The following is a 24,435-nucleotide window of genomic DNA, read 5'->3' as shown; positions in this document are numbered from 1 at the left end:
TCATTTTATTTGAAGAAAATTTATGATAGAAGTTAAATTTAAAATGTACTTTAAATAAATAAAGAATTAATCAAATAAGACATATAAATATGCCCTAAGAAAAGTAAACAATGAATATAGTTTCGCATATGATAGAAAATATTATTGTATTTCTAGGGGAAATAATGTTTGTAAAGTTCGAGAATATAAATGATAGAAAGATTATAGATGTTAGAACTAAATCGGAATTTTTGATAATGAATATGACAGAATATAATATACCAATAATAGATGAACTTCAGCATCAAAAGATAAAAAAATTTTATCCATTGGCTATTTTTATAATAAGCATAGGAATAATAAAAAATAGAAAGAAAATAAAGAAATTATTATTAGAAATATCGAACAATAGAAATGATGAGGTTATAATAGCTTGTTCTAGAGGAAGGCTAAGAAGTCCAATTACTTATTTATATGCTAGAATTATAGGTGTAAAATGTAAAATACTATGGGGTGGATTAAAGAAAAAATATTATGTAAAAATGAAACAGTAGATTGATTTGTTTTAGAACAAATCAACTACTGTTTTTTCTATAGGATAAATTAAAATATCAAGTACAAAGATAATTAAATGCAAAAAATAACCACATTGGCACTAGAAGAAATATTCAGATTCAGTTCGTATTTCTGTATATACAAAATAGTTAAAAGTACAATAAGAAGTTCTCCATAATTCAGTCCAGTACATGTAATGAGGTAGGTTAAGTATTACAAATAAGTTAAAAGTATAAATAACTTTTTCTTTTGGATGAAATGAAATTTCAGAAAAAAGACAAAAATGTGTTATAAAAATAACTATTATAGACAACCTTTTATAAAAGGTTTACAATTGGTTTTAGATAACGTTTAAATAGGAATAATTTACAACCATTTTGGGGGTGGGGTGTAAAAAGTAATTAGAGTTTAATATACAAAATTGTGTATATTAAAGTAAATTTTATGAATGTTTTCTTAAATTTATATAGAAGACTTAAAAATAATAAATCAGGGGAGATGAATTCATGAATACTATAGTGTGTATCAAACAGGTACCAGGAACATCAAAGGTTGAGGTAGATGAAAAAACAGGAGTTCTAAAAAGAGATGGAATAGATACAAAGATGAATCCATATGATCTTTATGCATTAGAAACTGCTTTTAATATTAAAGAACAAAAAGGTGGAGAGGTAAATGTAATAAGTATGGGACCACCTCAAGCCATGGAGGTAATAAGAGAAGCTTTTTCCATGGGTGCTGATAATGGAATATTAATATCAGATAGAAAATTTGCAGGTGCAGATGTTCTAGCAACTGCATATACAATATCACAAGGAATAAGAAAATCTGGGGAATTTGATTTAATTATTTGTGGTAAACAAACAACTGATGGGGATACAGCACAAGTTGGTCCAGAAATAGCAGAATATTTGGACATTCCTCATGTGGCCAATGTTAGAAAGATCTTAGGAGTAGCAGATGATTACATAGCAGTAGAAATGGACATGGCAGATACAGTTGAAATTGTAGAAATTAAATATCCTTGTTTATTAACTGTAGAAAAAGACATATTTGAACCTAGATTACCTTCATATAGAAAAAAGATAGAATCAAAAGGCAGGGAAATTAAGGTTATATCATTAAATGACTTTGAGGATAAAGATGAAAATAAATATGGGTTAAATGGCTCACCAACGCAAGTAGAGAGAATATTTCCGCCTGAATCTAATGCACACCATGAAATATGGAGTGGAGATTCAGATGAAATAAGTGAAAATATAGTTAATAAATTAAAAGAATTAAAGTTTATTTAGGGGGATATGATATGGCTAAATTAGTAATTAATCAAGATAAAGTAATAAATATAGATGAGATTATTAAAATTTGTCCTTTTGGAGCATTAGAAAATGATAATGGAAAATTAGATATAAATTCTAATTGTAAAATGTGTAAGTTATGTGTAAAAAAAGGACCTAAGGGAGCTGTAGAGTATTTAGAAGAAGAAAGAATATTGATAGATAAAAGTAAATGGAAAGGGATAGCAGTATATGTAGATCATGTTGATGGAGATATACACCCTGTTACCTTTGAACTTATAGGAAAGGCAAGAGAATTAGCTAATAAAGTGAAACAAGATGTATATTGTATTTTTATAGGACACAATATAACTGAAAAAGCAAAGGAATTGCTACATTATGGAGTAGATAAAGTATATATATATGATTATGAGAAGTTAAATAACTTTATTATAGAACCATATACAGCGATGTTTGAAAGTTTTATAGATGAAGTTAAACCATCTGTTATTTTAGTTGGAGCAACTAATGTAGGAAGATCATTAGCACCAAGAGTAGCAGCAAGATATAGAACAGGTTTAACGGCTGATTGTACCGTTTTAGATATAAAAGAAAATACAGATTTAATACAGATAAGACCAGCCTTTGGCGGAAATATAATGGCTCAGATAATTACTCCAAATTCAAGACCTCAGTTAGCTACAGTTAGGTACAAGGTTATGTCTGCCCCAGAAAGAAGTAGGGAAGCACATGGAGAGTTGGTAATTTGTAATATAAATAAAGACAAGCTGAATTCTAATATTACTGTTAGAAGTGTAGTAAATAAAGAGAAAGAGCATAGCATATCAGAAGCTGATGTTTTAGTTGTCGCTGGAAGAGGAGTAAAAAGCGAGAAAGATATGAATATGATTAGAGAATTAGCCAATCTTTTAGGAGGAGAAGTTGCAGTTACTAGACCTTTAATTGAATCAGGATGGGAAGATGCTAGCAAACAGGTTGGTTTAAGCGGAAGAACAACTAGGGCTAAGCTTATAATAACATGTGGAGTATCTGGTGCAGTTCAATTTACAGCTGGTATGAATAACTCAGATTATATATTCGCTATAAATAAGGATGATAAAGCACCAATATTTAAGGTTGCTCATTATGGAATTGTAGGAGATATATATGAAGTAATTCCTAAATTGATTCAAAAGATTAAGGAAAATGGAGGGGAAGCATATGCAATATAACAAAGTAATAAATCAAAATATAGAGGATATAAAAGCATTAATTAATGATAACGATAGAATTTTCTATGGAGAAAATATAAATGAGGACTATAGTCATGACGAATTAGGCTTTGTTAGAAAACTACCAGATGCAGTTGTTAAAGTAATTACAACTGAAGAAGTATCTAAGATTATGAAGTATGCTTACGAAAATAATATACCAGTAACAGCAAGAGGTTCTGGAACAGGATTAGTTGGAGCGTGTGTACCATTAGAAGGTGGAATAGTTATAGATTTAAGCGGAATGAATAATATATTAGAATTAGATGAAGAAAATCTAACTCTAACAGTAGAACCAGGAGTTTTACTTATGGAAATAGGAAAGTTTGTTCAAGAGCACGACCTTTTTTATCCACCAGATCCAGGTGAAAAGACAGCTACAATAGGTGGAAATATAAGTACTAATGCAGGTGGAATGAGAGCTGTAAAGTATGGTGTAACAAGAGATTATGTAAGGGGCTTAGAAGTTGTAACTCCAAAAGGGGATATTATAAATATAGGAGGAAAGGTTGTAAAAAATAGTTCAGGATATAGTATTAAGGATTTAATAATAGGTTCAGAAGGAACTTTAGGAATAATAACTAAAGCAATATTGAAGTTACTTCCATTACCTAAAAAAGCAATAAGTTTATTAGTACCTTTTAAAGAATTAGAAACAGCTATTGAAACTGTACCAAAAATAATTAAATCAAAAGCTGTTCCAACAGCTATTGAATTTATGCAAGGTGAAGTAATACTTGCAGCAGAAGAGTATTTAGGTAAAAAGTTCCCAGATCATAGTTCAGATGCTTATTTATTATTAACCTTTGATGGAAATTCAAAAGAGGAAATAGAAAATAATTATCAAAGAGTTGCTGATATATGTTTAAATGAAGGTGCTATAGATGTATTTATATCAGATACAGAAGAAAGACAAGAAGCTATATGGTCTGCAAGAGGAGCTTTCTTAGAAGCTATAAAATCTTCTACAACTGAAATGGATGAGGTAGACGTAGTAGTGCCAAGAAATAAGGTTGCTAGCTTTGTAAAGTTTACTCATAAGCTTCAAGAAGAGCATAAAATAAGAATAAAAAGTTTTGGACATGCTGGAGATGGAAATTTACACATTTATATTTTAAAAGATGATTTAAATGAAGATGAATGGCAAACAAAACTTAATGATGTAATGAAATGTATGTATGATAAAGCTAAAGAACTTAGGGGACAAGTTTCGGGAGAACATGGAATAGGATATGCTAAAAAGGGATATCTAAGCGAATCATTAAGTGATGAAAATATAGAGTTAATGAGGGGAATAAAATCAGTTTTTGATCCTAAGAATATATTAAATCCAGGAAAAGTATGTTATTAGAATGAACTATAAAAAGCCTAGTGAATAGAAATGTCACTAGGTTTTTTATTAAATAATTATTTAAATAACCATATTGGTTTAATTAATCAAATTAATGGAATAATAACCAATGAGGTGATATTTTTATGAAGTCAGTTTGGAGTGAAAGTTATACTGTTAAAGAAAGAAAATCATTAAATGGTGATATTGAAGTAGAAGCAGTAGTGGTAGGTGCTGGAATTGCAGGGCTATTAATAGCTTATATGCTTAAAAAAAGGGGAGTAGATGTTGTTGTTATTGAAAGAGATAGAATATTAAATGGAAACACTTTAAATACTACAGCTAAGATAACTATGCAGCATGATATAATTTATAGTAAATTAATTAAAGAATTTGGGCAAAAAAGTGCAAGGGATTATGCAGTTGCAAATCAATTAGCAATAAAAACCTATAAAGATATAATAAATGAAAATAAAATAGACTGTAATTTTGAAGAAAAGGATGCGTATATATACACTTTAAATAATCCTAAAGAGATAATTGATGAATATGAAGCTGCTAAAAAATTAGGAATAGATGCAGAACTAGTTGATGAAATTGAATTGCCATTTAAGATAGAGAAGGCTTTAAAATTTAAAAAGCAAGCTCAGTTTAATCCCATTAAGTTTTTAAATTATATAGCAGAAGATTTAAATATTTATGAAAACACAAAGGTTACAGATATAAAGGAAAACATAGTAATAACTGAAAAAGGAAATGTTAAAGCTAAAAATATAGTAGTTGCAACACATTTTCCAATTATAAATTTTCCAGGCTATTATTTCTTAAGAATGCATCAAGAAAGAGCTTATGTAATAGCATTGGAGAATGCTCAAAAGTTAAATGGGATGTATGTTGATGAAAACAAAACTGGATATTCCTTCAGAAGCTATGAAGACTTAGTAATATTAACTGGAGCAGATAGAAGAACTGGTAGTAATGAAGAGGGCGGAAGATATGATGAGCTAAGAAAACTTGCGAAAGAATTATATCCAGATGCAATTGAAAAATATAATTGGTCAGCACAAGATTGTATGACTTCTGATGGAATTCCATATATAGGATTGTACTCTAAAGAAATGCCAAATGTTTATGTTGCAACTGGATTTAATAAATGGGGAATGACATCCTCAATGGTTTCAGCAATAATTTTATCAGATAAGATAGCTGGTGTAATGAATGACTTTTACGATATATTTTCACCAAGCAGATTTGATATGACTGCATCGATAAAAAATATGCTTATAGATGGAGCACAAACAACTTATAATTTTATAGCTCAAAAAATTCATATTCCAATGGACACTATAGAATATATAGAAAATGGAACTGGTGGAATAGTTATTTATAATGGTGAGAAGGTTGGTGTGTATAAAGACGATGAAGGAAAAGTGTACGCAGTTTCAACAAAATGCCCACATTTAGGTTGTGAATTAGGTTGGAATAGTGATGATTTATCCTGGGAGTGCCCATGTCATGGATCAAGGTTTGATTACAAGGGTAATCTACTAGATTCACCATCTATTAAGAATTTAAAATATGAAGAATAATAGCACATATAATAAGAAAAAAAGTTTTTTTGAAGGATGGTATTTTAAAAACCAATATAATGGTGGTAGCATTGCATTTATTCCAGGAATAAATATAGATAAAGACGGGCTTAAATATGCTTTTATTCAAATTATAACAAACACAAACTCATATAATATAAAGTATAAATTTGAAGATTTTTCAGTTAGCTATGATAAACTAACAGTTAAAATAAAAGATAATATATTTTCTAGAAAAGGTATAATATTAAATATAAAAAGTAACGAAATCAAAGTAAATGGAAAGCTAAGTTATGATAGCATCATACCTATTAAATACGATATAATGGGACCTTTTTCATTAGTTCCATTTATGGAGTGTAATCATGGAGTAATAAGTTTACATCATAAAATTAATGGGAAATTAAATATAGATAACAAAGAAATTGTAATAGAAAATGGAGTTGGCTATATTGAAAAAGATTTGGGGACATCATTTCCTAAATCATATTTATGGATTCAAAGTAATAATTTTAAAGAAGAAAAAACGAGCATTATGGTTTCCATAGCAGATATACCTTTTTTAGGATTTGAATTTAAGGGCTGCATAGCAGTAGTTTTATATAAAGGTAAGGAATATAGATTAGCAACTTATAATGGAGTTAAAATAATTAAATATGATGAAAAAGGATTAATTATAAGAAGAGGAAAATATAAATTAGAAGTACTAATAAATGAAAATTATCCACAAAAATTGTTAGCTCCTGATGGTGGTGAGATGGTTAGAACTATTTATGAAAACATAGAGTGTACAGCAAAATTTAAATTTTACATAAATCAAGAAAAGATATTTGAATTAGAAAGTAAGAATACTAGTTTTGAGTATGTAAAGTAAAAGGACTTAGAAAACCTAAGTCCTTTATATATTACATTGATTTGTGGAATGTTCTGTTTATAACATCTAATTGTTGTTCTCTTGTTAACTTAATAAAGTTTACAGCATAACCAGAAACTCTAATAGTTAATTGAGGATATAATTCTGGATGTTCCATAGCATCTAATAAAGTTTCTCTATCAAATACATTAACATTTAAGTGATGAGCATTTTGACCAAAATATCCATCCATTAAGGAACTTAAGTTCTTAATTCTGTCTTCAGAAGTTTTTCCTAAAGCATCTGGAATTATTGAGAAAGTATTTGATATACCATCTTGAGAATGTTCATATGGTAACTTAGCAACTGAGTTTAATGATGCTAATGAACCACTGTTATCTCTTCCGTGCATTGGGTTTGCTCCTGGAGCAAATGGTTCTCCAGCTTTTCTTCCATCTGGAGTAGTACCAGTTTTCTTACCATAAACAACATTTGAAGTTATAGTTAATACTGATTGAGTGTGGTAAGCATTTCTGTAAGTCTTGTTTTGTCTGATTTTGTTCATCATGTTTTCAACTAGATATACAGCTATATCATCAACTCTATCATCATCGTTTCCGTATTTAGGGAAATCTCCTTCAATTTCAAAATCGATAGCTACGCCTTCTTCATTTCTTATTGGTTTTACTTTAGCATATTTAATAGCTGAAAGTGAGTCAGCACAAACTGAAAGACCAGCTATACCACAAGCCATTGTTCTAAATACATCTCTATCATGTAGAGCCATTTGTAATTTTTCATAAGAGTATTTATCGTGCATGTAGTGAATAACATTTAAAGTATTAACGTAAAGGTTAGCTAACCAATCTGTCATTAGCTCAAACTTTTCCATTACTTCATCATAATTTAAGTATTCACTAGTTATTGGAGCTAATTTTGGTCCAACTTGCATTCCATATTTTTCATCTTTACCACCATTTATAGCGTAAAGTAAAGTCTTAGCTAAGTTAACTCTAGCACCAAAGAATTGCATTTGCTTACCAACCTTCATAGCAGATACGCAACAAGCTATAGCATAATCGTCTCCCCAGTAAGGAGCCATTAAATCATCATTTTCATATTGAACAGAGCTTGTATCAATAGAAACCTTAGAACAGAAATCCTTAAAGCCTTGAGGTAATCTTGTTGACCATAAAACAGTAAGGTTTGGTTCTGGTGATGGTCCTAAAGTGTATAAAGTGTTAAGAATTCTGAAAGAGTTCTTAGTAACTAAAGTTCTTCCATCTAATCCCATACCACCGATTGACTCAGTAACCCAAGTTGGATCTCCTGAGAATAAATCATTGTATTCTGGAGTTCTTAAGAATTTAACAAGTCTTAGTTTCATAACAAAATGGTCAACTAATTCTTGAGCTTCTTCTTCAGTAATTAATCCAGCTTTTAAATCTCTTTCAATATATATATCTAAGAAAGTTGAAGTTCTTCCAAGAGACATAGCAGCACCATTTTGGTCCTTGATAGCTCCTAAGAAACCAAAGTATAACCATTGAATAGCTTCTTTAGCATTAGTAGCAGGTCCTGAAATATCTAAACCGTAAGTTTCAGCTAATCCTTTTAATTCTTTTAATGCAACGATTTGATCTGAAAGTTCTTCTCTTAATCTAATAACATCTTCATCTATGCATCTAACTTCTAAGCTCTTCTTTTGAGCAATTTTATCTTGTATTAATCTATCAACACCATAAAGAGCAACTCTTCTGTAGTCACCTATGATTCTTCCTCTACCATAAGCATCAGGAAGACCAGTTATAACACCTGATTTTCTTGCTAATCTCATGTCATCAGTATAAGCATCAAATACTCCTTGGTTGTGGCTCTTTCTATATTTAGTAAATATTTCAGAAATTTTAGGGTTTATTTCATATCCATAAGACTTAGCTGCATTTTCAGCCATTCTTACTCCACCAAAAGGCATAACTGCTCTTTTTAATGGGGCATCAGTTTGAACACCAACTATTTTTTCAAAAGCTTTGTCTATATAACCAGCGTTATATTCATTGATTCCAGAAATAGTTTCGGTATCAACATCTAAAACACCATTTTCTCTTTCTTTTTTAAATAATTCACTTACTTCTTCCCATAACTTAGTTGTTGCTTCTGTAGCACCGACTAAAAAGTTATCATTTCCTTCGTATGCAGTATAATTTAGTTGTATAAAGTTTCTTACATCAATAGATCTAGTCCATTGACCTTCTTTAAAATTGATCCATTCTTGCTTCATATAGTGCACCCCTTTTTCTAACATTTAATAAACATTAACTTTATTGGAAATAATTATCAATGAATAATGTTTATCAAGTAAATTTTAACATCAAAGCTGATTTATTGCAATGAGTTAGTGATAAATTGAGTAATAAAAATGAAATAAGTAAATCGATATACTAAAAATATGGATAAAATAAATTAATTAATAAAAAATATTGAATAATATATTTTATCGATATATAATTATAAAGAAATAACAGATATGTTTTAGGAGGAAGTTATGGCTGGAGATAGAAAAATTTGTAGATGCAGAAATGTAAGCTACGTTGATATAAGAAAAGAAATGATAAATGGAGCAAGAACTCTAGAAGAAATAATGGAAAAGACAGGAGCAGCTACTTGTTGTGGAGGATGTACTAGTGAAGTTAAATCAATTTTAGAATCTGTATGTAGTTGTAAAAGTGTATCATTAGAAGCAGTAGTAAATGCAGTTAACAATGGTGCTGATACAGTAGAAAAGGTTGGAGAAGTTACAAAAGCTGGTACTGGATGTGGTAGATGTAAATCTCTGATAGAAAATGTTATAGAATTAAAGAGATAGAGTATATTTTGCTATTAATTACACGAAAATAAACCTTAAGGATAAAATACCTTAAGGTTTATTTTTTTTAGAATCAACTTATTAATTAAAGTGAATAAAAATGACTGGAACTTTAAAAATATTTAATTATGCATATGAATAAACATTGATGAATGAAAATGAATTAAAATGAATTAAATTGGTGGAAATTGATTTTTAAAAGTTGTATTATTTAGTTGGGAGTGATTTTAATGTTAACTGAAGAAAGACATAAGCGTATCCTAGAAGAACTTAAAAATAATTCTGTAATACACGTAAATGAACTTGTGAAAATATTAGACACATCAGAGTCAACAATAAGAAGAGACTTAAATTTCTTAAATAAGGAAGGAAAATTAAAAAAGGTTCATGGAGGTGCTACTCTATTAGAAAAAGAGTTTAATACTAAAGATGATTTGGTATCAATAAGAGCAACATTAAATATAAATGAAAAATCAATGATTGCAAAGTATGCGACAAGCCTTATAAAAAAAGATGATTTTGTATATATAGACTCTGGAACAACAACTAATTTGATGATTGATTTTATAAAAGAAAGAAATGCTGTATATGTTACTAATGGAATAAATCAAGCTAAGAAGTTAATAAGCAATGGATTTAAAACTTATATACTTGGAGGAGAAATAAAGGCATCTACAGAAGCTGTAGTGGGTGTTGAGGCCATAAATAGTTTAAAAAAATATAACTTTACAAAGGGGTTCTTCGGAACAAATGGTATATCAGATTGCAGGGGATATACTACGCCAGATATTAAAGAAGCACTAGTAAAAGAAGAAGCATTAAAAAGAACAAGAAGTCCGTATATCTTAGCAGATAAAACTAAATTTGATGAAATAAGTTGTGTAACTTTCGGAGAAATAGATGGAGCAGTAATAATAACAACAATATTAAATAAGAGTAATTACAATAATAGAGCAAAAATAGTGGAGGTTTTAAAACTATGATTTACACTATAACTTTTAATCCAGCACTAGATTATATAGTGAGGGTTGAAGATTTTAAATTAGGACAAGTAAATAGGACATCTTATGAAGAAGTTTATGCTGGTGGTAAGGGTATAAACGTTTCTATAGTATTGAATAATTTAAATGTAGAAAATATAGCACTTGGATACATAGCCGGATTTACTGGCGATGAGATAGAGAAAAAGGTTAACTCCTTTGGCTGCAGTACAGACTTTATAAAGCTTAAAGAGGGGATATCTAGAATAAATGTTAAATTAAATGCTAATGAGGAATCAGAAATAAATGGGCAAGGACCAAATATTACAAACAATGATTTAGAAGAGTTATATAAAAAACTAGATTTATTAAAAGAAGGCGATATTTTAGTTTTGGCTGGAAGTATTCCCAAAACTCTTCCTAAAAATATATACGAAATAATAATGGAGAAGTTATCTAACAAAGGCATTAAATTTGTTGTTGATGCAACAGGAGAACTTTTATTGAATGTATTAAAATATAAACCATTTTTAATAAAACCTAATAAACAGGAATTAGCAGAATTGTTTAATAATACTATAGATATTGAAGAAGAAATAATAATTTATGCAAAAAAGCTTAGAGAAATGGGAGCAAGAAATGTTCTAATTTCTATGGCTGGCGATGGTGCTATACTTATAACAGAGAATGATGAAGTAATTAAATCAGAGGTTCCAAAGGGAAAGCTTATTAATTCAGTTGGAGCTGGCGATTCAATGGTAGGTGGTTTCATAGCTGGATATTTAAGAAATAAAAGCATAGAAGAAGCCTTTAAGATTGGTGTTGCAGCTGGAAGTGCTAGTGCATTTTCAGAAGGGTTAGCAACGAAAGAAAAAATTTATGAATTATTGAATGAAATACTATAGTTTAGAGGGGAATTATAATATTTTTGTATATATAATAGATTAAATAAGTATATTTGCAGAGGAAACCATGTGAGTGAATTTGGAATAATTAATAAGAATATTAATTATTTATTGAATTTGCTAATTAATTATATATGTAATATAATACAAGTATGGGTAAATGATGAAAATAAATCTATAATATGGAGGGTGATGAGATGAAAAGCTTAAAAGGTACTAAAACAGCAGAAAATTTAATGAAGTCTTTTGCGGGAGAATCACAAGCTAGAACAAGATATACTTATTATGCTAGTGTGGCTAAAAAGCAAGGCTATGTTCAAATAGCCAATATATTCCTAGAAACTGCAGAACAAGAAAAGGAACATGCAAAGAGATTTTATAAGTTTTTAAAGGATGATTTTGCAGGAGAGGCTGTAGAAATAAATGCTGCGTATCCGGTAGATTTATATGATGATACTGCTAAAAATCTAATGGCAGCAGCTAAGGGTGAGCATGAAGAATGGTCACATGACTATCCTGAATTTGCTAGGATTGCGAGAGAAGAGGGATTCCCTGCAATTGCAGTAGCTTATGAGAGAATATCAGAAGTAGAAAATAGACATGAAAGAAGATATAATAAGTTATTAAAGAATATAGAAGAAGGAAAAGTGTTTAAAAAGGATAATGTAGTTTTATGGAAGTGTAACAATTGTGGGTACATTTTTGAGGGTGAAGAAGCTCCTGAAGTATGTCCAGCATGTTTACATCCACAAGGATATTTTGAAGTATTTACAGAAAATTATTAATAGTAATTAATGGCTTAAGAGTACATACTCTTAAGCTATTTTTTTAATCTATATAAAATAGTTAATAATAATATTTCGTATTTATAAGTTTTTGAGATATTTATATTATAAGAGTAAAATAAATGTGGAATATAGCTTTGTTTATTATGTATAATTAATAAAGTAAATAGCCAAAATTTTGAATTGAGAGGTTAAAGTTATGACTAACTCTTTAAAAAAGAAATTTACCGCCATATATATTACTTTAGTTATTATTATTATAGCAGTGGGCATGGTTTCTACATTTAATATATATACTCTTAGAAAATCTATAAATGGATTAATTACTAATAATTATAAAAGTATTGATACAAGCAATAATATGATTAAATGCATAGATAATCAAGATAAAGCTATATTAATATATTTACAAGAAAACAAAGAAGAGGCATTAAATCTATTTCATACAAGTGATGATGAATTTTACAAGTGGTTTTATATTGAAAAGAGTAATATAACAGAAACTGGTGAAGAAGAACTAGTAAATGAGATAGGCTTACAGTATATAGAGTTTAGCAAGTTATTTTCATCCTTACAAGATCATAATAATGGTGCAAATCATAATGAATTAGTAGAAATATATAAAGAAAGAATAGCACCTCAAATAATATTGCTTAAAGAAAAGCTTAATGCTTTATCAGATTTAAATGAAGAAGTTATGTTTAATAAAAAAAGTAATTTAAAAAATAGTGCAGAGTCATCAACATATTTAATTATATTGGTATCAGTTGTAGGAGCAATATTTGGAGGATCTATAGCTATGTTTTTTACCAATAGATATTTTAATCCAATACAACTTCTATTAAATGTTATAAAATCAGTAAAAGAAGGTAATTTAAATAAGCAAGCTCCAGTAATATATAATGATGAAATAGGGTTATTAGCTAAAGAATTTAACAACATGACAAATAGATTATACGAATTTGAAAAAAGTACTAAGGGAGACTTAATGTCTGAAAAGAACAGATCTATAAGTATAATCAAAAGCATATCAGATCCTATAATAGTCTTAGACGATAAATTTAAAATTAAGTTCATAAACAATGAAGGAGAAAACTTTTTTAATATAGAAGAAAAAGATATTGTTGATAAAAATTTTCTAGAAGTAATAAATATATCAGAAATATATGATTATGTTATAGAAGTTATAAATAATGATGACGAAAATATAGAAAAGTTAATAGAGATAACAAAAAACAATAAAAAATATTTCTTCAATATAACAGCCACTATTATTAAAGGATCAGAGAAAAAAATTAATGAAGTAGTTGTATTATTTAAGAATATTACTGGACTAAAAGAGCTTGAAATGGTAAAAGTAAATTTTATAGGAACAATATCTCATGAGCTTAAAACTCCATTAACCTCAATAATGATGGGAGTTGGACTTATAAGTAATAGCAATATAGGCAGATTAAATAAAAAACAAGAAGATATATTAGAAGCTATAAAGGAAGATGTACAGAGATTAAATGATTTAGTATCAAATTTACTAAAGATATCACAAATTCAATCAAACAGAACATCATTTAATATAAAATCTAATGATATTAATGAATTAGTATATGAATGTGTAGAAAATTTTTTAACTCAAGCAAATGAGAAGGGAATAGATTTAAGTTTAGAGTTAAAAGAAAGGCTACCGTATGTTATGATAGATGAAGAAAAAATAAAGTGGGTATTAAATAATTTAATATCTAATGCAATAAGATACACAAAAAATGGAACAGTAAAATTATCAGGATACATTAAAGAAAACTATATAGTTATATCTGTAAAAGATACAGGAAGGGGAATACCAAAAGATTATTTAGAAAAGGTATTTGAGAAATTTGTTAGAGTAGAAGGATTTGAAATCCCAGAAGAAAGTACAGGTTTGGGGTTATCCATAGCAAAAGAGATTGTAGAGATACATGAAGGTAAAATTTGGTGCGAAAGTAGAGTTGGATTTGGAAGTAAGTTTACATTTACTATTCCAATAGCACAAAAGTAATTAATTAGGAGCTGATTATATGAAGAGGGTTTTAGTGATTGATGATACAAAAAATATAAGAATATTATTAAGTACTTGCCTAGAGTTGAGAGGATATAATGTTATTACAGCAGATAATGGTATAGAAGCATTAAATATAATAAACAATGCAAATGAAAATATAGATTTAATATTTTTAGATATAAGAATGCCAGGAATAAGCGGAACAGAGGTTTTAAAAAATATTAGGTTTAATTGCAATGTTGTTATAATGACAGCTTTTGCAACTGTGAAAAATGCAATAGAATGTACTAAATTAGGAGCAGTAGCATATTTACAGAAACCTTTTTCACCAGACAGAATAAATCTTGTATTAGATGAAATTGAAAATAAAGATTTAGATAATAAGAAGGATAATAAAGACATAAAGGATAATCTAGATAAAGTAAGAGAGTTGTTAAATTCAAATAATATAGAAGCCGCTCATGATCTTTTAAAAGCTTCAATAGGAATAGATCCATATAATAAGGAAATATATTTATTAATAAGTGAAGTTAATGAATTAGCTGGCAATATAGAAGAAGCAAATAGATTTAAAGAGATATATAAGTTATTTAACTGATTTGAATTAAAAAACTGTTAATGGATAAAATAACACTATACTTAACAGGAGGTGTTATTTATGAAAGAAAAAAATGAAGCAATTGATAGATTACCAGAAAATAAAGAGGTGCAAACACCATATAGTAATGCACAATCAATAAGAGCTGTAGTTAAAAAGTCTGGTGAAATAATTGGATATGAACTTTCAACTGGAGAAAGGATATCAAAAGAAGAAGGAGTTCAAATGGCTAAGAGTGGTGAAATAGCTGGTGTTTCAGTTTCTATATCTAGGAAAGGTGAAGAATATTTAAGAAGTCTTCCAGACCAAGACGAGAACAATAATTTAAGTTCTTTACCAACAGTAAAATAGAATACAAAATAATTTAAGTTATGATATGAATTTATTTTAAATAAAAAGGCTAAGGAAAAACTAATATATGTTCCTTAGCCTTAATTTATATAGTTAATATGATAGATTTAAGTTTCCACTAACTGTTTTTATATTGGCTTTAGTTGAGCCATCTCCAAGGGTTAATGAAACATTTTCTTTATTAAGTTGTTTGTTATTATCTTTATTTTTATAAAAATCTCCATTTACTGTTGAGTAGTTAATGGATAAATTACTATCATTAGGTGTAGATAAATAAACCTCTCCAGAAGTTGTATTAATATCGATATTAGTTAGGGATGGTGAAATTAAGGCTGAAACATTTCCATTAACAGTTGAAAGCATTACCTTACCAGAAAGCTCTGTTGATGATATATTACCATTTATAGTATTTAGATATAAATCTTTACTTCTAAAAGTGTTAGTGGTTATATTTCCATTAGTGTTAGAAATATTTGAAGCTTCACAGGTTATATTACTAAGAGATATATCAGAGCTAATTGACTTCAAATTAAGAGATTTTAGAGTTAAATTATCTAATTTTATACTGCCAGAGAATAAATTTGCACTTAAATTATTAGAATATGAGTAAGGTATCTTTATTAAAAAGTCAATATTCTTTTTATTATTTACAACAGAAGATAAATTACTAGATGGTAATAAATTTAATGTCTTATTGTCTACATTACTTGATATAAAATCATTATTATTTTGTATTTGGATTCCTTCGTTAGAGTATGCATATAAGCTTAAAGTATCACCAGGATAACTTTTAAGAAAAACAGTATATCCATTAAAATCTATATTTATATTATCAATTTCATTTAAATTAAATGTTTTTGAAAAAATTTCATCTCCGTTTATAGTATTAGTTCTATTAACTGAGTGCTTATTAAAAAGATCTTCAAGTATAGACTCATTTACATTAAAATAATTGCTAAGATTAAAATTACTATAATATAATTGAATAAATGCGGTACTGAAGCATATTATAGATGAAACTAGGAGAAAAGACATAAAGAATTTCATTTTAGTGCTAATTATTTTTTTGTTCGTCATTACTTTTCCTCCTTTATTTTTGAAGAGATCCAATTTACTAATCTTTTAATTAATATAACACATAGTTTTATTACATAATATAAACTTAATATTAAAAATATAAACAATAGCGAGCTTCCAGCAACAGTAAAAGCTATAACTGAATTTGGAAAATCTAATATAAATGAAGGAAAAATAAAAATTCCTATTGTATTAGTAGCAACTTTTCCAAGGAGAATACCTATACCTACAACACTAATAGAAAGAGTAGTAACTATTAAAGAGATTATAATAGCAAATATAGTTCCTGTTATCCCAAGAGTTATTGGTCCAAATAGGATTAAACTAAGAATTATTATTATTAATGTTATAATAAAATTATTAGAAGATCTTTTTTTGCTTTCATGTGCATATTGATCATGATAATTTAAATCACTATGATTTTGTTTTGAATTATAAGCATTTTTATACTTTAAATCTTCTTCATTATTTATATTTTCTTCATTTAAAGGAGCTTGATATTTTTTTAAGTATCCATTTCTATATTTATCAACTATGTCATATGGATTTCCAAGTTCATTAATTATTTCATCATCACTTTTTCCAGATGCAAAGCCAATATCAAAATGCTCTTTGTAATCATATAAAATATCACTTAACTTTCCTTCGGGAAAGTCATTTAAACCTTGTTTAAGAATATCTAAAAATGTATCTTTAGTCATTATAATTATACCCCCTGTAATAACATTACTAATAGAATTTATAAATTTCTTTTAGCGAGGTTATTAAAAACATTTATTTAATATTAGTATATGAAATAGTATTATATATCACAAGGTGATAGATAACCTTTAAGAAAATTTTAAGATGTAGATAAGTAAATATTAAGAAGTGGAAAAATGTTAAAAGTGTGGAAAGTTATCCACAAAATGTGGACAACTTGTAAAAACTGTTGAAAACTTTTAAAAAAGGTATTGACACAATATATATGTGAAGAATATATGTTTGTAACAATATGATGATTTTTGGCAAAGAACGTTAATATATGTACTAGAGTGTAGTGGTTAAAATTCTTTAGTTTCATATGTTAAAATAAAGTTATGCACAGTTTGTACAAAATGTGGATAAAAACTGTGGATAATGTTACACTAATACTATAAATATAGAGAAATTAAGGATTATTTAAATTTATCCTGTGGACAACTTATATATTAATAAGGAATGTGGATAAAGTATATGCTAAAATTTGTTGAAATTTAGAAAGATAATCTAACTTAAGGAGAGAAAAATGAAATATAATAAAAATATATATGAAGCAGTATTTAAAAAAAGACCAAATAGATTTAATGCTATAGTTATATTAAAGGATGAAGAGATAGTTGCACATGTTCCTAACACAGGAAGATGTAAAGAAATATTAAAAGATGGAACAAAGGTATTTTTAAGAGAAGAGTTAAATCCAACAAGAAAAACAAAGTATGATTTAATTGCAGCTATTAAGGGATATACTTTAATTAGTATAGACTCTCAAATACCTAATAAAGTAGTTAATGAGGCATTAGTTAATAAAAAAATTAATATTTTGAATAAGTACACTAAAATTAGCAGAGAAAAGACTTTTGGAAAAAGTAGATTTGATTTTAAGTTATCCACAGAAGATGAAAAGGAAATATATTATTTAGAGGTTAAGGGAGTAACATTAGAGGAAAATGGACATTGTATGTTTCCAGATGCTCCAACAGAAAGAGGGGTAAAACATATAATGGAGCTTATAGAAGCTAAGAAAAAAGGTTTTGGAGCAGGAATTTTATTTTTAATTCAACTAGATAATGTTAAGACCTTTTCTCCTAATGATATAACGGATGTTGAATTTGGTAATGCATTAAGATTGGCAAAAGAAAACCATGTAGATATAATGGCGTACAGCTGTATAGTTGATAGAGAAGGAATTGAAATAAATAATATTGTTGATATAATATTATAAATAGTAGATTAAAATAATTATAAGTTTATATTAATATTATTTGCTGAATTAAGAGGTGTATTATGAAGTACAAGTTTTGTCCTTTATGTGGTAAAGGATTAGAAGAAAAATATAGTTGGGATGAGGGTGGTGTACCTTATTGCGCGCATGATGATGTTATGTTTTTTGACACACCAAAGCCATGTATAATGGTCGCTATAGTTAAAGAAGATGAGATATTATTGCTAAAGCAAAGTTATATATTTGAAAATTCTAAGGTTTTATTATCAGGATATGTTGGAAACAACGAAACGGCAGAGCAAGCAGTTTATAGAGAAGTAAAAGAAGAAGCTGGAATAGATATAAATAATATTACATATCTAGGATCTGACTATGTAAAAGATAAAGAAATCTTAATGATAACATTTATGGCAGACTATGTTTCAGGAACTATAAAAAAATCTACTGAAGTTGAAGGTATGGGATGGAGCAAGCTTTCAAGTGCTTTAGATGAAATGAAGGAAGATATAATAGGAACAAAAGTAGTAAAAAAGGTTTTAGAGATAAAAGAAATAAGAGAAGAATAAACTTCTCTTATTTTTTTACTAGTAATCATTTCTATATATTTTTAAAGTTAGTATATTATCATTAAAAGTTATATCAGCTTTATCTATCATCATTCCAACTAATGAAAGTTCCCCATCTAGTTCATATTCTCCACCTAAACTCCAATAGTACTCTTCAACTTCATGTTGGCGTTTAGTATTTAATATATTTCTTAAATTAGATAATTCTATGTCATCAATTTCTCTAACTTTTCCCCATATGAGAAATTGAGAAGAGTTTTCCTCCGTGTGCATTGTAACATGAATATCATGAGCCCCTAACTTATAAAGATAGGTGATTAATTCATTTATTATTCTAAGGTTTTTTTCAAATTTAAATTTCATTTTTTAGATAAGCTCCTTTTTAAATATGTTGATTACTGGAATTAGAAGCATTGCAACAAAGCCAGCAGCTAACCCGTTATTATATAAATTAAGACCACCATGAAGATATCCTATATTTGTAACCATATTTACATGCAAGAAACCAGCTAATATTCCTATTTTCCATCCAAATTTACCTGCAATTGGAGCAAGCGCAGTAGAAAATAAAATAGAAAGTATTAAAGATGGTGAATTTATAGGGTTTATATTTATAATAGCTCCTAATAATGCACCAATTATTATAGGGGTAACATTTCTTATATGTTTACCAAAAGCTCCAAATCCAATTATAGTAAATATTCCCGAAATGGTTGGTCCATTTAAATCTCCGTTTAAAATAATTACAAGAAAAGTAGCTAGAAATCCAAGGATACCCATATTGATATAACATGTTTCTCCAAAGAGTAAATAAAAATCACTAACTAATCTACCAGGTTGCTTAATTATAGACATTAACTTTTCTTTGGGGTCAGAATTGTGAAATAAACCAATTAATATTAAATATGATGAAATTATAATTAGTATAATGGAAAATATGTGATTGGATCCAGTATTCCATATCATTCTAGTTTCAAATTCTATTCCTACAGCTCTAAGTATAGACATTAATAAAGTAGCAAATAAACCAGCAGCAAAGCCTATATTATATAAGTTATAACCATTATGAGCTTTTATACAATGTGAAGCTATGGGTGCTAAAATAAAACCTGTACAAATACCTATTGTATATCCTAAAGTTATTCCTGATAAATTTGAAAAGTATGGTGTAAAACTTAGTTGACTTACAGTGGGCGCTAAAGTTGTTGATAGTAAAGCAACCAATGTATAATTAAGAAAAGGTTCTTTTTGATACTTAGAGTAAAGATAAACTCCTATAATTATTGGCCAAATATTTAATAAATTTTTACCGAAGAATGCAAATCCAGTCATTAGCCATAAAGACATAATTGTAGATCCATTAGGTTTAACTCCAGTTAATACTAACATTAATATAGAGAGAATACTTGTTAAGGCAGAATTAACAAGTGATGCGCCAATTCCTCCTATTTCAACATAATCTGTTATTAAAATATCCGGACTTAAAATTATTTTCTTTAAACCCAAATAGATTTCAGTTGGCGTATCCAATATAAATGCAACAACAATAAAAAATATATACATTAACAATAAAACAACATAAGGGGGGTATAACTTTCTTTTTCTTATAAAAATCACCTCTCAAGATTTTAAAATAAATTTCTGCACAATAATTTCAAATTATTAACAAATACTATTGATTAAATTAAATTAATTTTATAAAATTAGATGGTTATATATATTTAAATATATGATATATGGTTAACGGAGTATAATATAATTATAACTGAAAAAAAACTATAGTTAAATATAAAATAGGGGGAGTTTGGTATGGAGGTTAAGAAGCAAAAACAAGTACCAGAGATAAAAGGTATATTAAGAAGCCATGTAATAGAGGTTCCTTCTTGTATAAGAGAATGTACTGGAATAAAGATATTTGGAAAAAGAATAAAATCGTTACTCTTTACTACGGATGTTGCTATTATAAGAAATACTAATGCAGATGCTATTATAGCGGTTTATCCTTTTACTCCTCAACCACTTATAACTCAAGCTTTAGTTATGGCAGCGGATGTACCGGTATTTTGTGGAGTAGGAGGAGGAATAACTCAAGGTAAAAGAGTAGTGAATCTAGCTTTAGATGCAGAGTTCAAAGGTGCAATGGGCGTAGTAGTTAATGCACCTACAGCAAATGATATTATAAGAAAAATACGAGAAACTATAGACATACCAGTAATTGTTACTGTAGTTTCAGAGTGTGAAAATGCTGCTGAAAGAATAGAAGCAGGAGCAACTATATTAAATGTTTCAGGAGGTAAAAACACTCCTAATATTGTAAGAAAGATAAGAGAACAATTTCCTTCCTTTCCAATAATAGCAACAGGTGGCCCTACAGAAGAAACTATAATGAGAACCATAGAAGCAGGTGCAAATGCTATAACATACACTCCACCTCCATCGGGAGATGTAATGGGAAGTTTAATGGATAAATATAGAGATCAAAATTAAAATTATAAAAATATATTTAGTTTCAATTAAGAAATTCTACCACTATGGGAAACCATAGTGGTTTTATATTTATTCTATTCTTAATAAGATTTAATCTATTTATTTAAATTTATAATAAATATGATATACTAAAATATAAGATTTAAAAGTGGAGAGGTGAGTAATAGTAAATATATTATGGATAAAACTGAGTATATAGTTGATAGAATTGAGAATGATTATGTTATATTAGAAACAAAAGTAAATAGTTTAATTAATATTAAAAAAAGTGATATAATAGGAACAGTAAAAGAAGGAGATGTTTTAATTAAAAAAGAAGGTCTTTACTTTATAGACGAAGAAGCTACGAAGTTGAGACGTGAAAAAATTAATATAATAATGAAAGGGTTATGGGAAGAATGATTGAAAAAGATAAAGTAAATGAAGAAAATAAAGTAGAAGAAAATAGTAAAAATTCTATGAAAAACTTCATGAATGAGTGGGGAATTCCAATAATCTCAGCAATAATATTAGCTGTTCTTATAAATAAGTTTATACTATTCAAGGTTTTAATACCATCAGAATCTATGGTTCCTACATTAAATGTTGGAGATAGACTTTTTGTTACAAGAGTCTATAATCCTGAGAAGCTTAAAAGAGGAGATATTATAGTATTTTACTCAGAAGAACTTCAAGAGTCTTTAATAAAAAGACTTATAGGATTACCAGGAGATAAAATAAAAATAGAAAATGGTAAAGTATTTGTAAACGGAGAAATGCTTGAAGAGAATTATATAGGAGCTGAGGATAAATTTAATGGTGAATACCAAGTTCCAGAAGGAAAATACTTTTTTCTAGGAGATAATAGACTTTGGTCAAAGGATTCAAGATACTGGATTAACCCTTATATAGATGGAAAAGATATAAATGGAAAAGCACAAATCAAGGTTTATCCTTTTAATCAAATTGGGAAAATAGAGTAAAGGAAGTATATGGAAAGGAAGAATTATGGATAATAAAAATACAGAAGAAAATAATAATAAGAAAAAGCAGTATTCAATATTTTATGCGATTATGGCAATTCTATTTTTATACGCTTTTACATCAACAAAAAATTTTATGACTACTCAAGAAATACCTTATAATGAGTTTTTAAGTATGATAGAAAATAAGGAAGTTGAAAGTGTTACAATTTCATCAAGTGAAATAAAAATATTACCTAAGGAAGATAGTAGTAATAAAATAAGCGGTAAAATATTGTACACAGGAAATGTTGATGATCCTAATTTAATAAGCATTTTAAATGAAGCAGGTGTAGAGTTTAGAGCAGAAGCAATTCAAAATAATTATATAATAGAATTTATTATTACATGGATAATAACTCCTATAATATTCTTCTTTATTTTTAGGTTTATTGCTGGGAAAGTCGGAAGAAAAATGGGAACACCTCCTATGATGGGAATGGGTAAAAGCAATGCTAAGATTTACAAAGAAAATGATATAAAGATAACCTTTGATGATGTAGCTGGGCAAGATGAAGCTAAGGAGTCTTTAAAGGAAATAATAGACTATTTAAATAATGCTGAAAAATATACTGATATAGGAGCTAAGCTTCCTAAAGGCGCTCTTTTAGTTGGACCTCCAGGAACAGGAAAGACGTTGCTTGCTAAGGCTGTAGCTGGAGAAGCTAATGTACCATTTTTATCAATTTCAGGATCAAACTTTGTTGAAATGTTTGCTGGTATGGGAGCTGCTAAAGTTAGGGATCTTTTCCAAGAAGCAGAAAAGAATGCTCCATGTATAATATTTATAGATGAAATAGATTCTATAGGTAAAAGCAGAGATTCTCAGCTTCAAGCAAATGATGAAAGAGAACAAACATTAAATCAGCTTCTAACTCAAATGGATGGTTTTGATTCATCAAAAGCTATAGTTATTTTAGCAGCTACAAATAGGCCAGAAATATTAGATAAAGCACTATTAAGACCTGGTAGATTTGATAGAAGAGTAATAGTAGATAGACCTGATTTAAAAGGAAGAATAGATATATTAAAAGTACACTCTAAAGGGGTAAAGCTTGGAGATGATGTAAATCTAGAAGAAATTGCAAAGAGTACTCCAGGGGCTGTTGGAGCAGACCTTGCAAATATAGTAAATGAAGCAGCTTTAAGAGCAGTTAAACATGGAAGAGAATTTGTAATGCAAGAAGATTTAAGAGAAGCTGTTGAAGTTATAATTGCAGGAAAAGAAAAGAAGGACAGAATACTTTCTCCTATGGAAAAAAGGGTAGTAGCGTTTCATGAGGTAGGTCACGCACTTGTTGCAGCTTTATTAGACAAAACTGACCCTGTTCATAAAATAACTATAGTTCCAAGAACTATGGGAGCCTTAGGATATACCATGCAATTACCAGAAGAAGAAAAATACTTAGTATCAAAAGAAGAATTAACAAGTCAAATAATGGTTATATTAGGTGGTAGATCTGCTGAAGAAGAGGTATTTAATCTTGTTTCAACGGGGGCATCTAATGATATTGAGAGAGCAACTCAAACAGCAAGAAGTATGGTCACTATTTATGGTATGACTGATAAGTTTGATATGATGGCTTTAGAATCAGTTCAAAATAGGTATTTAGATGGAAGAGCGGTAAGAGAATGTAGTGATGATACTTCAACTCTTGTAGATGAAGAAATATTAAACATAATAAGAACTTGTCACAAAAATACTAGAAAACTATTAAATGAAAATAGAGATTTGCTTGATAAAATATCAGAATATCTATTAGAGAAAGAAACTATATTTGGAGACGAGTTTATGGAGTTTGTTTATGAAAAATATCCAGAACTAAAAGATAAGAAAGATAAGAAAAATAAGAAATTTGATGAAGTAAAAGAAATTTAAAAAAGATCAATGCAATAGTTAACGAAAGGGTGTACATAATTTTTTGTTACACTCTTTCTTAATGATACAAATATATAAAATCAAAGGG

Annotated in this window: 24 protein-coding genes; 19 read left to right on the top strand and 5 right to left on the bottom strand. The window is 28.2% G+C overall.

The window, feature by feature from the left end; translation table 11 throughout:
* The first annotated feature begins 164 nt into the window (after positions 1-164).
* The 6 genes from ACZJV1_RS17395 to ACZJV1_RS17370 all read left to right on the top strand — a co-directional run bounded on the left by ACZJV1_RS17395 (position 165) and on the right by ACZJV1_RS17370 (position 6,875).
* The gene (locus tag ACZJV1_RS17395) at positions 165-533 is read left to right on the top strand and encodes a rhodanese-like domain-containing protein (protein ID WP_463650908.1); all 369 of its coding nucleotides are present in this window, start codon (positions 165-167) and stop codon (positions 531-533) included.
* Between the two features lie 507 nt (positions 534-1,040).
* Complete coding sequence (locus tag ACZJV1_RS17390; RefSeq protein WP_463650907.1) at positions 1,041-1,829, top strand: electron transfer flavoprotein subunit beta/FixA family protein; 789 nt, start codon at positions 1,041-1,043, stop codon at positions 1,827-1,829.
* Between the two features lie 11 nt (positions 1,830-1,840).
* Entirely contained in the window at positions 1,841-3,043 is a 1,203-nt protein-coding gene (locus tag ACZJV1_RS17385; RefSeq protein WP_463650906.1) for an FAD-binding protein, read from the top strand.
* A complete protein-coding gene (locus tag ACZJV1_RS17380; RefSeq protein ID WP_460289236.1) occupies positions 3,033-4,433 on the top strand; it encodes an FAD-binding oxidoreductase in 1,401 nt (466 codons plus the stop codon). Before ACZJV1_RS17385 ends, ACZJV1_RS17380 begins: the two co-directional genes overlap by 11 nt.
* A gap of 125 nt (positions 4,434-4,558) precedes the next feature.
* Positions 4,559-6,001 carry an FAD-dependent oxidoreductase gene (locus ACZJV1_RS17375; RefSeq protein ID WP_463650905.1) on the top strand — a complete coding sequence of 481 codons (1,443 nt, stop codon included), beginning with the start codon at positions 4,559-4,561 and terminating at the stop codon, positions 5,999-6,001.
* On the top strand, positions 5,991-6,875 hold the full coding sequence (locus tag ACZJV1_RS17370) for a tocopherol cyclase family protein (protein ID WP_460289234.1): 885 nt from the start codon (positions 5,991-5,993) through the stop codon (positions 6,873-6,875). The genes ACZJV1_RS17375 and ACZJV1_RS17370 overlap by 11 nt, the downstream gene beginning before the upstream one ends.
* Positions 6,876-6,906: 31 nt before the next feature.
* Here the strand turns inward: ACZJV1_RS17370 and pflB are convergent, their stop codons facing one another.
* Positions 6,907-9,135 carry a formate C-acetyltransferase gene (gene pflB / locus ACZJV1_RS17365; protein WP_460289233.1) on the bottom strand — a complete coding sequence of 743 codons (2,229 nt, stop codon included), beginning with the start codon at positions 9,133-9,135 and terminating at the stop codon, positions 6,907-6,909.
* Positions 9,136-9,399: 264 nt separating this feature from the next.
* On the opposite strand from pflB, the gene ACZJV1_RS17360 reads away from it, so the two are divergent.
* The 7 genes from ACZJV1_RS17360 (at position 9,400) to ACZJV1_RS17330 (ending at position 15,374) form a co-directional block, all read left to right on the top strand.
* A complete protein-coding gene (locus ACZJV1_RS17360) occupies positions 9,400-9,720 on the top strand; it encodes a (2Fe-2S)-binding protein (protein ID WP_463650904.1) in 321 nt (106 codons plus the stop codon).
* 230 nt (positions 9,721-9,950) lie between these two features.
* Positions 9,951-10,703: a DeoR/GlpR family DNA-binding transcription regulator gene (locus ACZJV1_RS17355; RefSeq protein ID WP_463650903.1), complete on the top strand. Its 753-nt coding sequence runs from the start codon at positions 9,951-9,953 to the stop codon at positions 10,701-10,703.
* Positions 10,700-11,605, top strand: a complete 906-nt coding sequence (gene pfkB / locus ACZJV1_RS17350) for a 1-phosphofructokinase (RefSeq protein ID WP_463650902.1) — start codon at positions 10,700-10,702, stop codon at positions 11,603-11,605. The genes ACZJV1_RS17355 and pfkB overlap by 4 nt, the downstream gene beginning before the upstream one ends.
* 197 nt (positions 11,606-11,802) lie before the next feature.
* A complete protein-coding gene (rbr, locus tag ACZJV1_RS17345) occupies positions 11,803-12,390 on the top strand; it encodes a rubrerythrin (protein WP_463650901.1) in 588 nt (195 codons plus the stop codon).
* Positions 12,391-12,589: 199 nt separating this feature from the next.
* The gene (locus ACZJV1_RS17340; RefSeq protein WP_463650900.1) at positions 12,590-14,422 is read left to right on the top strand and encodes an ATP-binding protein; all 1,833 of its coding nucleotides are present in this window, start codon (positions 12,590-12,592) and stop codon (positions 14,420-14,422) included.
* A 19-nt stretch (positions 14,423-14,441) separates the two neighbouring features.
* A complete protein-coding gene (locus ACZJV1_RS17335) occupies positions 14,442-15,023 on the top strand; it encodes a response regulator (RefSeq protein WP_463650899.1) in 582 nt (193 codons plus the stop codon).
* Between the two features lie 60 nt (positions 15,024-15,083).
* Positions 15,084-15,374 (top strand): DUF3892 domain-containing protein, encoded by a 291-nt coding sequence (locus ACZJV1_RS17330; RefSeq protein WP_463650898.1) that lies wholly within the window; start codon positions 15,084-15,086, stop codon positions 15,372-15,374.
* A gap of 93 nt (positions 15,375-15,467) precedes the next feature.
* Here the strand turns inward: ACZJV1_RS17330 and ACZJV1_RS17325 are convergent, their stop codons facing one another.
* Both ACZJV1_RS17325 and ACZJV1_RS17320 read right to left on the bottom strand, forming a co-directional pair.
* On the bottom strand, positions 15,468-16,451 hold the full coding sequence (locus ACZJV1_RS17325; protein ID WP_463650897.1) for a DUF4097 family beta strand repeat-containing protein: 984 nt from the start codon (positions 16,449-16,451) through the stop codon (positions 15,468-15,470).
* Entirely contained in the window at positions 16,451-17,152 is a 702-nt protein-coding gene (locus ACZJV1_RS17320; RefSeq protein ID WP_463650896.1) for a DUF1700 domain-containing protein, read from the bottom strand. The genes ACZJV1_RS17325 and ACZJV1_RS17320 overlap by 1 nt, the downstream gene beginning before the upstream one ends.
* 566 nt (positions 17,153-17,718) lie before the next feature.
* Between ACZJV1_RS17320 and sfsA the strand changes: the two genes are divergently transcribed.
* Positions 17,719-18,414 (top strand): DNA/RNA nuclease SfsA, encoded by a 696-nt coding sequence (gene sfsA, locus ACZJV1_RS17315; protein WP_463650895.1) that lies wholly within the window; start codon positions 17,719-17,721, stop codon positions 18,412-18,414.
* 62 nt (positions 18,415-18,476) lie between these two features.
* Positions 18,477-18,980: an NAD(+) diphosphatase gene (locus tag ACZJV1_RS17310; protein WP_460289223.1), complete on the top strand. Its 504-nt coding sequence runs from the start codon at positions 18,477-18,479 to the stop codon at positions 18,978-18,980.
* Positions 18,981-18,998: 18 nt separating this feature from the next.
* On the opposite strand, the gene ACZJV1_RS17305 is transcribed toward ACZJV1_RS17310, so the two are convergent.
* A complete protein-coding gene (locus ACZJV1_RS17305) occupies positions 18,999-19,343 on the bottom strand; it encodes a hypothetical protein (protein ID WP_411169067.1) in 345 nt (114 codons plus the stop codon).
* Positions 19,344-19,346: 3 nt separating this feature from the next.
* Entirely contained in the window at positions 19,347-20,543 is a 1,197-nt protein-coding gene (locus tag ACZJV1_RS17300; protein ID WP_463650894.1) for a DUF1576 domain-containing protein, read from the bottom strand.
* A gap of 246 nt (positions 20,544-20,789) precedes the next feature.
* Here ACZJV1_RS17300 and ACZJV1_RS17295 point away from each other — a divergent pair, with 246 nt between their 5' ends.
* From ACZJV1_RS17295 to ftsH, 4 genes are all read left to right on the top strand, one after another.
* On the top strand, positions 20,790-21,467 hold the full coding sequence (locus ACZJV1_RS17295; RefSeq protein WP_411169065.1) for a hydrolase: 678 nt from the start codon (positions 20,790-20,792) through the stop codon (positions 21,465-21,467).
* 156 nt (positions 21,468-21,623) lie between these two features.
* Positions 21,624-21,869: a DUF3006 domain-containing protein gene (locus ACZJV1_RS17290; RefSeq protein WP_463650893.1), complete on the top strand. Its 246-nt coding sequence runs from the start codon at positions 21,624-21,626 to the stop codon at positions 21,867-21,869.
* The gene (gene lepB, locus ACZJV1_RS17285; protein ID WP_463650892.1) at positions 21,866-22,429 is read left to right on the top strand and encodes a signal peptidase I; all 564 of its coding nucleotides are present in this window, start codon (positions 21,866-21,868) and stop codon (positions 22,427-22,429) included. Before ACZJV1_RS17290 ends, lepB begins: the two co-directional genes overlap by 4 nt.
* A 25-nt stretch (positions 22,430-22,454) precedes the next feature.
* Entirely contained in the window at positions 22,455-24,347 is a 1,893-nt protein-coding gene (gene ftsH, locus ACZJV1_RS17280; RefSeq protein WP_463650891.1) for an ATP-dependent zinc metalloprotease FtsH, read from the top strand.
* The last annotated feature ends 88 nt before the right edge of the window (positions 24,348-24,435 follow it).

Source organism: Clostridium sp. LS3 (genome assembly GCF_055330225.1).
This window is presented reverse-complemented; position numbering and strand designations above follow the sequence as displayed.

Coding starts and splice junctions, on each gene's coding strand:
- ACZJV1_RS17395 (WP_463650908.1), top strand. CDS start 165: ATGTTTGTAAAGTTCGAGAATATAAATGATAGAAAGATTATAGATGTT.
- ACZJV1_RS17390 (WP_463650907.1), top strand. CDS start 1,041: ATGAATACTATAGTGTGTATCAAACAGGTACCAGGAACATCAAAGGTT.
- ACZJV1_RS17385 (WP_463650906.1), top strand. CDS start 1,841: ATGGCTAAATTAGTAATTAATCAAGATAAAGTAATAAATATAGATGAG.
- ACZJV1_RS17380 (WP_460289236.1), top strand. CDS start 3,033: ATGCAATATAACAAAGTAATAAATCAAAATATAGAGGATATAAAAGCA.
- ACZJV1_RS17375 (WP_463650905.1), top strand. CDS start 4,559: ATGAAGTCAGTTTGGAGTGAAAGTTATACTGTTAAAGAAAGAAAATCA.
- ACZJV1_RS17370 (WP_460289234.1), top strand. CDS start 5,991: ATGAAGAATAATAGCACATATAATAAGAAAAAAAGTTTTTTTGAAGGA.
- pflB (WP_460289233.1), bottom strand. CDS start 9,135: ATGAAGCAAGAATGGATCAATTTTAAAGAAGGTCAATGGACTAGATCT.
- ACZJV1_RS17360 (WP_463650904.1), top strand. CDS start 9,400: ATGGCTGGAGATAGAAAAATTTGTAGATGCAGAAATGTAAGCTACGTT.
- ACZJV1_RS17355 (WP_463650903.1), top strand. CDS start 9,951: ATGTTAACTGAAGAAAGACATAAGCGTATCCTAGAAGAACTTAAAAAT.
- pfkB (WP_463650902.1), top strand. CDS start 10,700: ATGATTTACACTATAACTTTTAATCCAGCACTAGATTATATAGTGAGG.
- rbr (WP_463650901.1), top strand. CDS start 11,803: ATGAAAAGCTTAAAAGGTACTAAAACAGCAGAAAATTTAATGAAGTCT.
- ACZJV1_RS17340 (WP_463650900.1), top strand. CDS start 12,590: ATGACTAACTCTTTAAAAAAGAAATTTACCGCCATATATATTACTTTA.
- ACZJV1_RS17335 (WP_463650899.1), top strand. CDS start 14,442: ATGAAGAGGGTTTTAGTGATTGATGATACAAAAAATATAAGAATATTA.
- ACZJV1_RS17330 (WP_463650898.1), top strand. CDS start 15,084: ATGAAAGAAAAAAATGAAGCAATTGATAGATTACCAGAAAATAAAGAG.
- ACZJV1_RS17325 (WP_463650897.1), bottom strand. CDS start 16,451: ATGACGAACAAAAAAATAATTAGCACTAAAATGAAATTCTTTATGTCT.
- ACZJV1_RS17320 (WP_463650896.1), bottom strand. CDS start 17,152: ATGACTAAAGATACATTTTTAGATATTCTTAAACAAGGTTTAAATGAC.
- sfsA (WP_463650895.1), top strand. CDS start 17,719: ATGAAATATAATAAAAATATATATGAAGCAGTATTTAAAAAAAGACCA.
- ACZJV1_RS17310 (WP_460289223.1), top strand. CDS start 18,477: ATGAAGTACAAGTTTTGTCCTTTATGTGGTAAAGGATTAGAAGAAAAA.
- ACZJV1_RS17305 (WP_411169067.1), bottom strand. CDS start 19,343: ATGAAATTTAAATTTGAAAAAAACCTTAGAATAATAAATGAATTAATC.
- ACZJV1_RS17300 (WP_463650894.1), bottom strand. CDS start 20,543: ATGTATATATTTTTTATTGTTGTTGCATTTATATTGGATACGCCAACT.
- ACZJV1_RS17295 (WP_411169065.1), top strand. CDS start 20,790: ATGGAGGTTAAGAAGCAAAAACAAGTACCAGAGATAAAAGGTATATTA.
- lepB (WP_463650892.1), top strand. CDS start 21,866: ATGATTGAAAAAGATAAAGTAAATGAAGAAAATAAAGTAGAAGAAAAT.
- ftsH (WP_463650891.1), top strand. CDS start 22,455: ATGGATAATAAAAATACAGAAGAAAATAATAATAAGAAAAAGCAGTAT.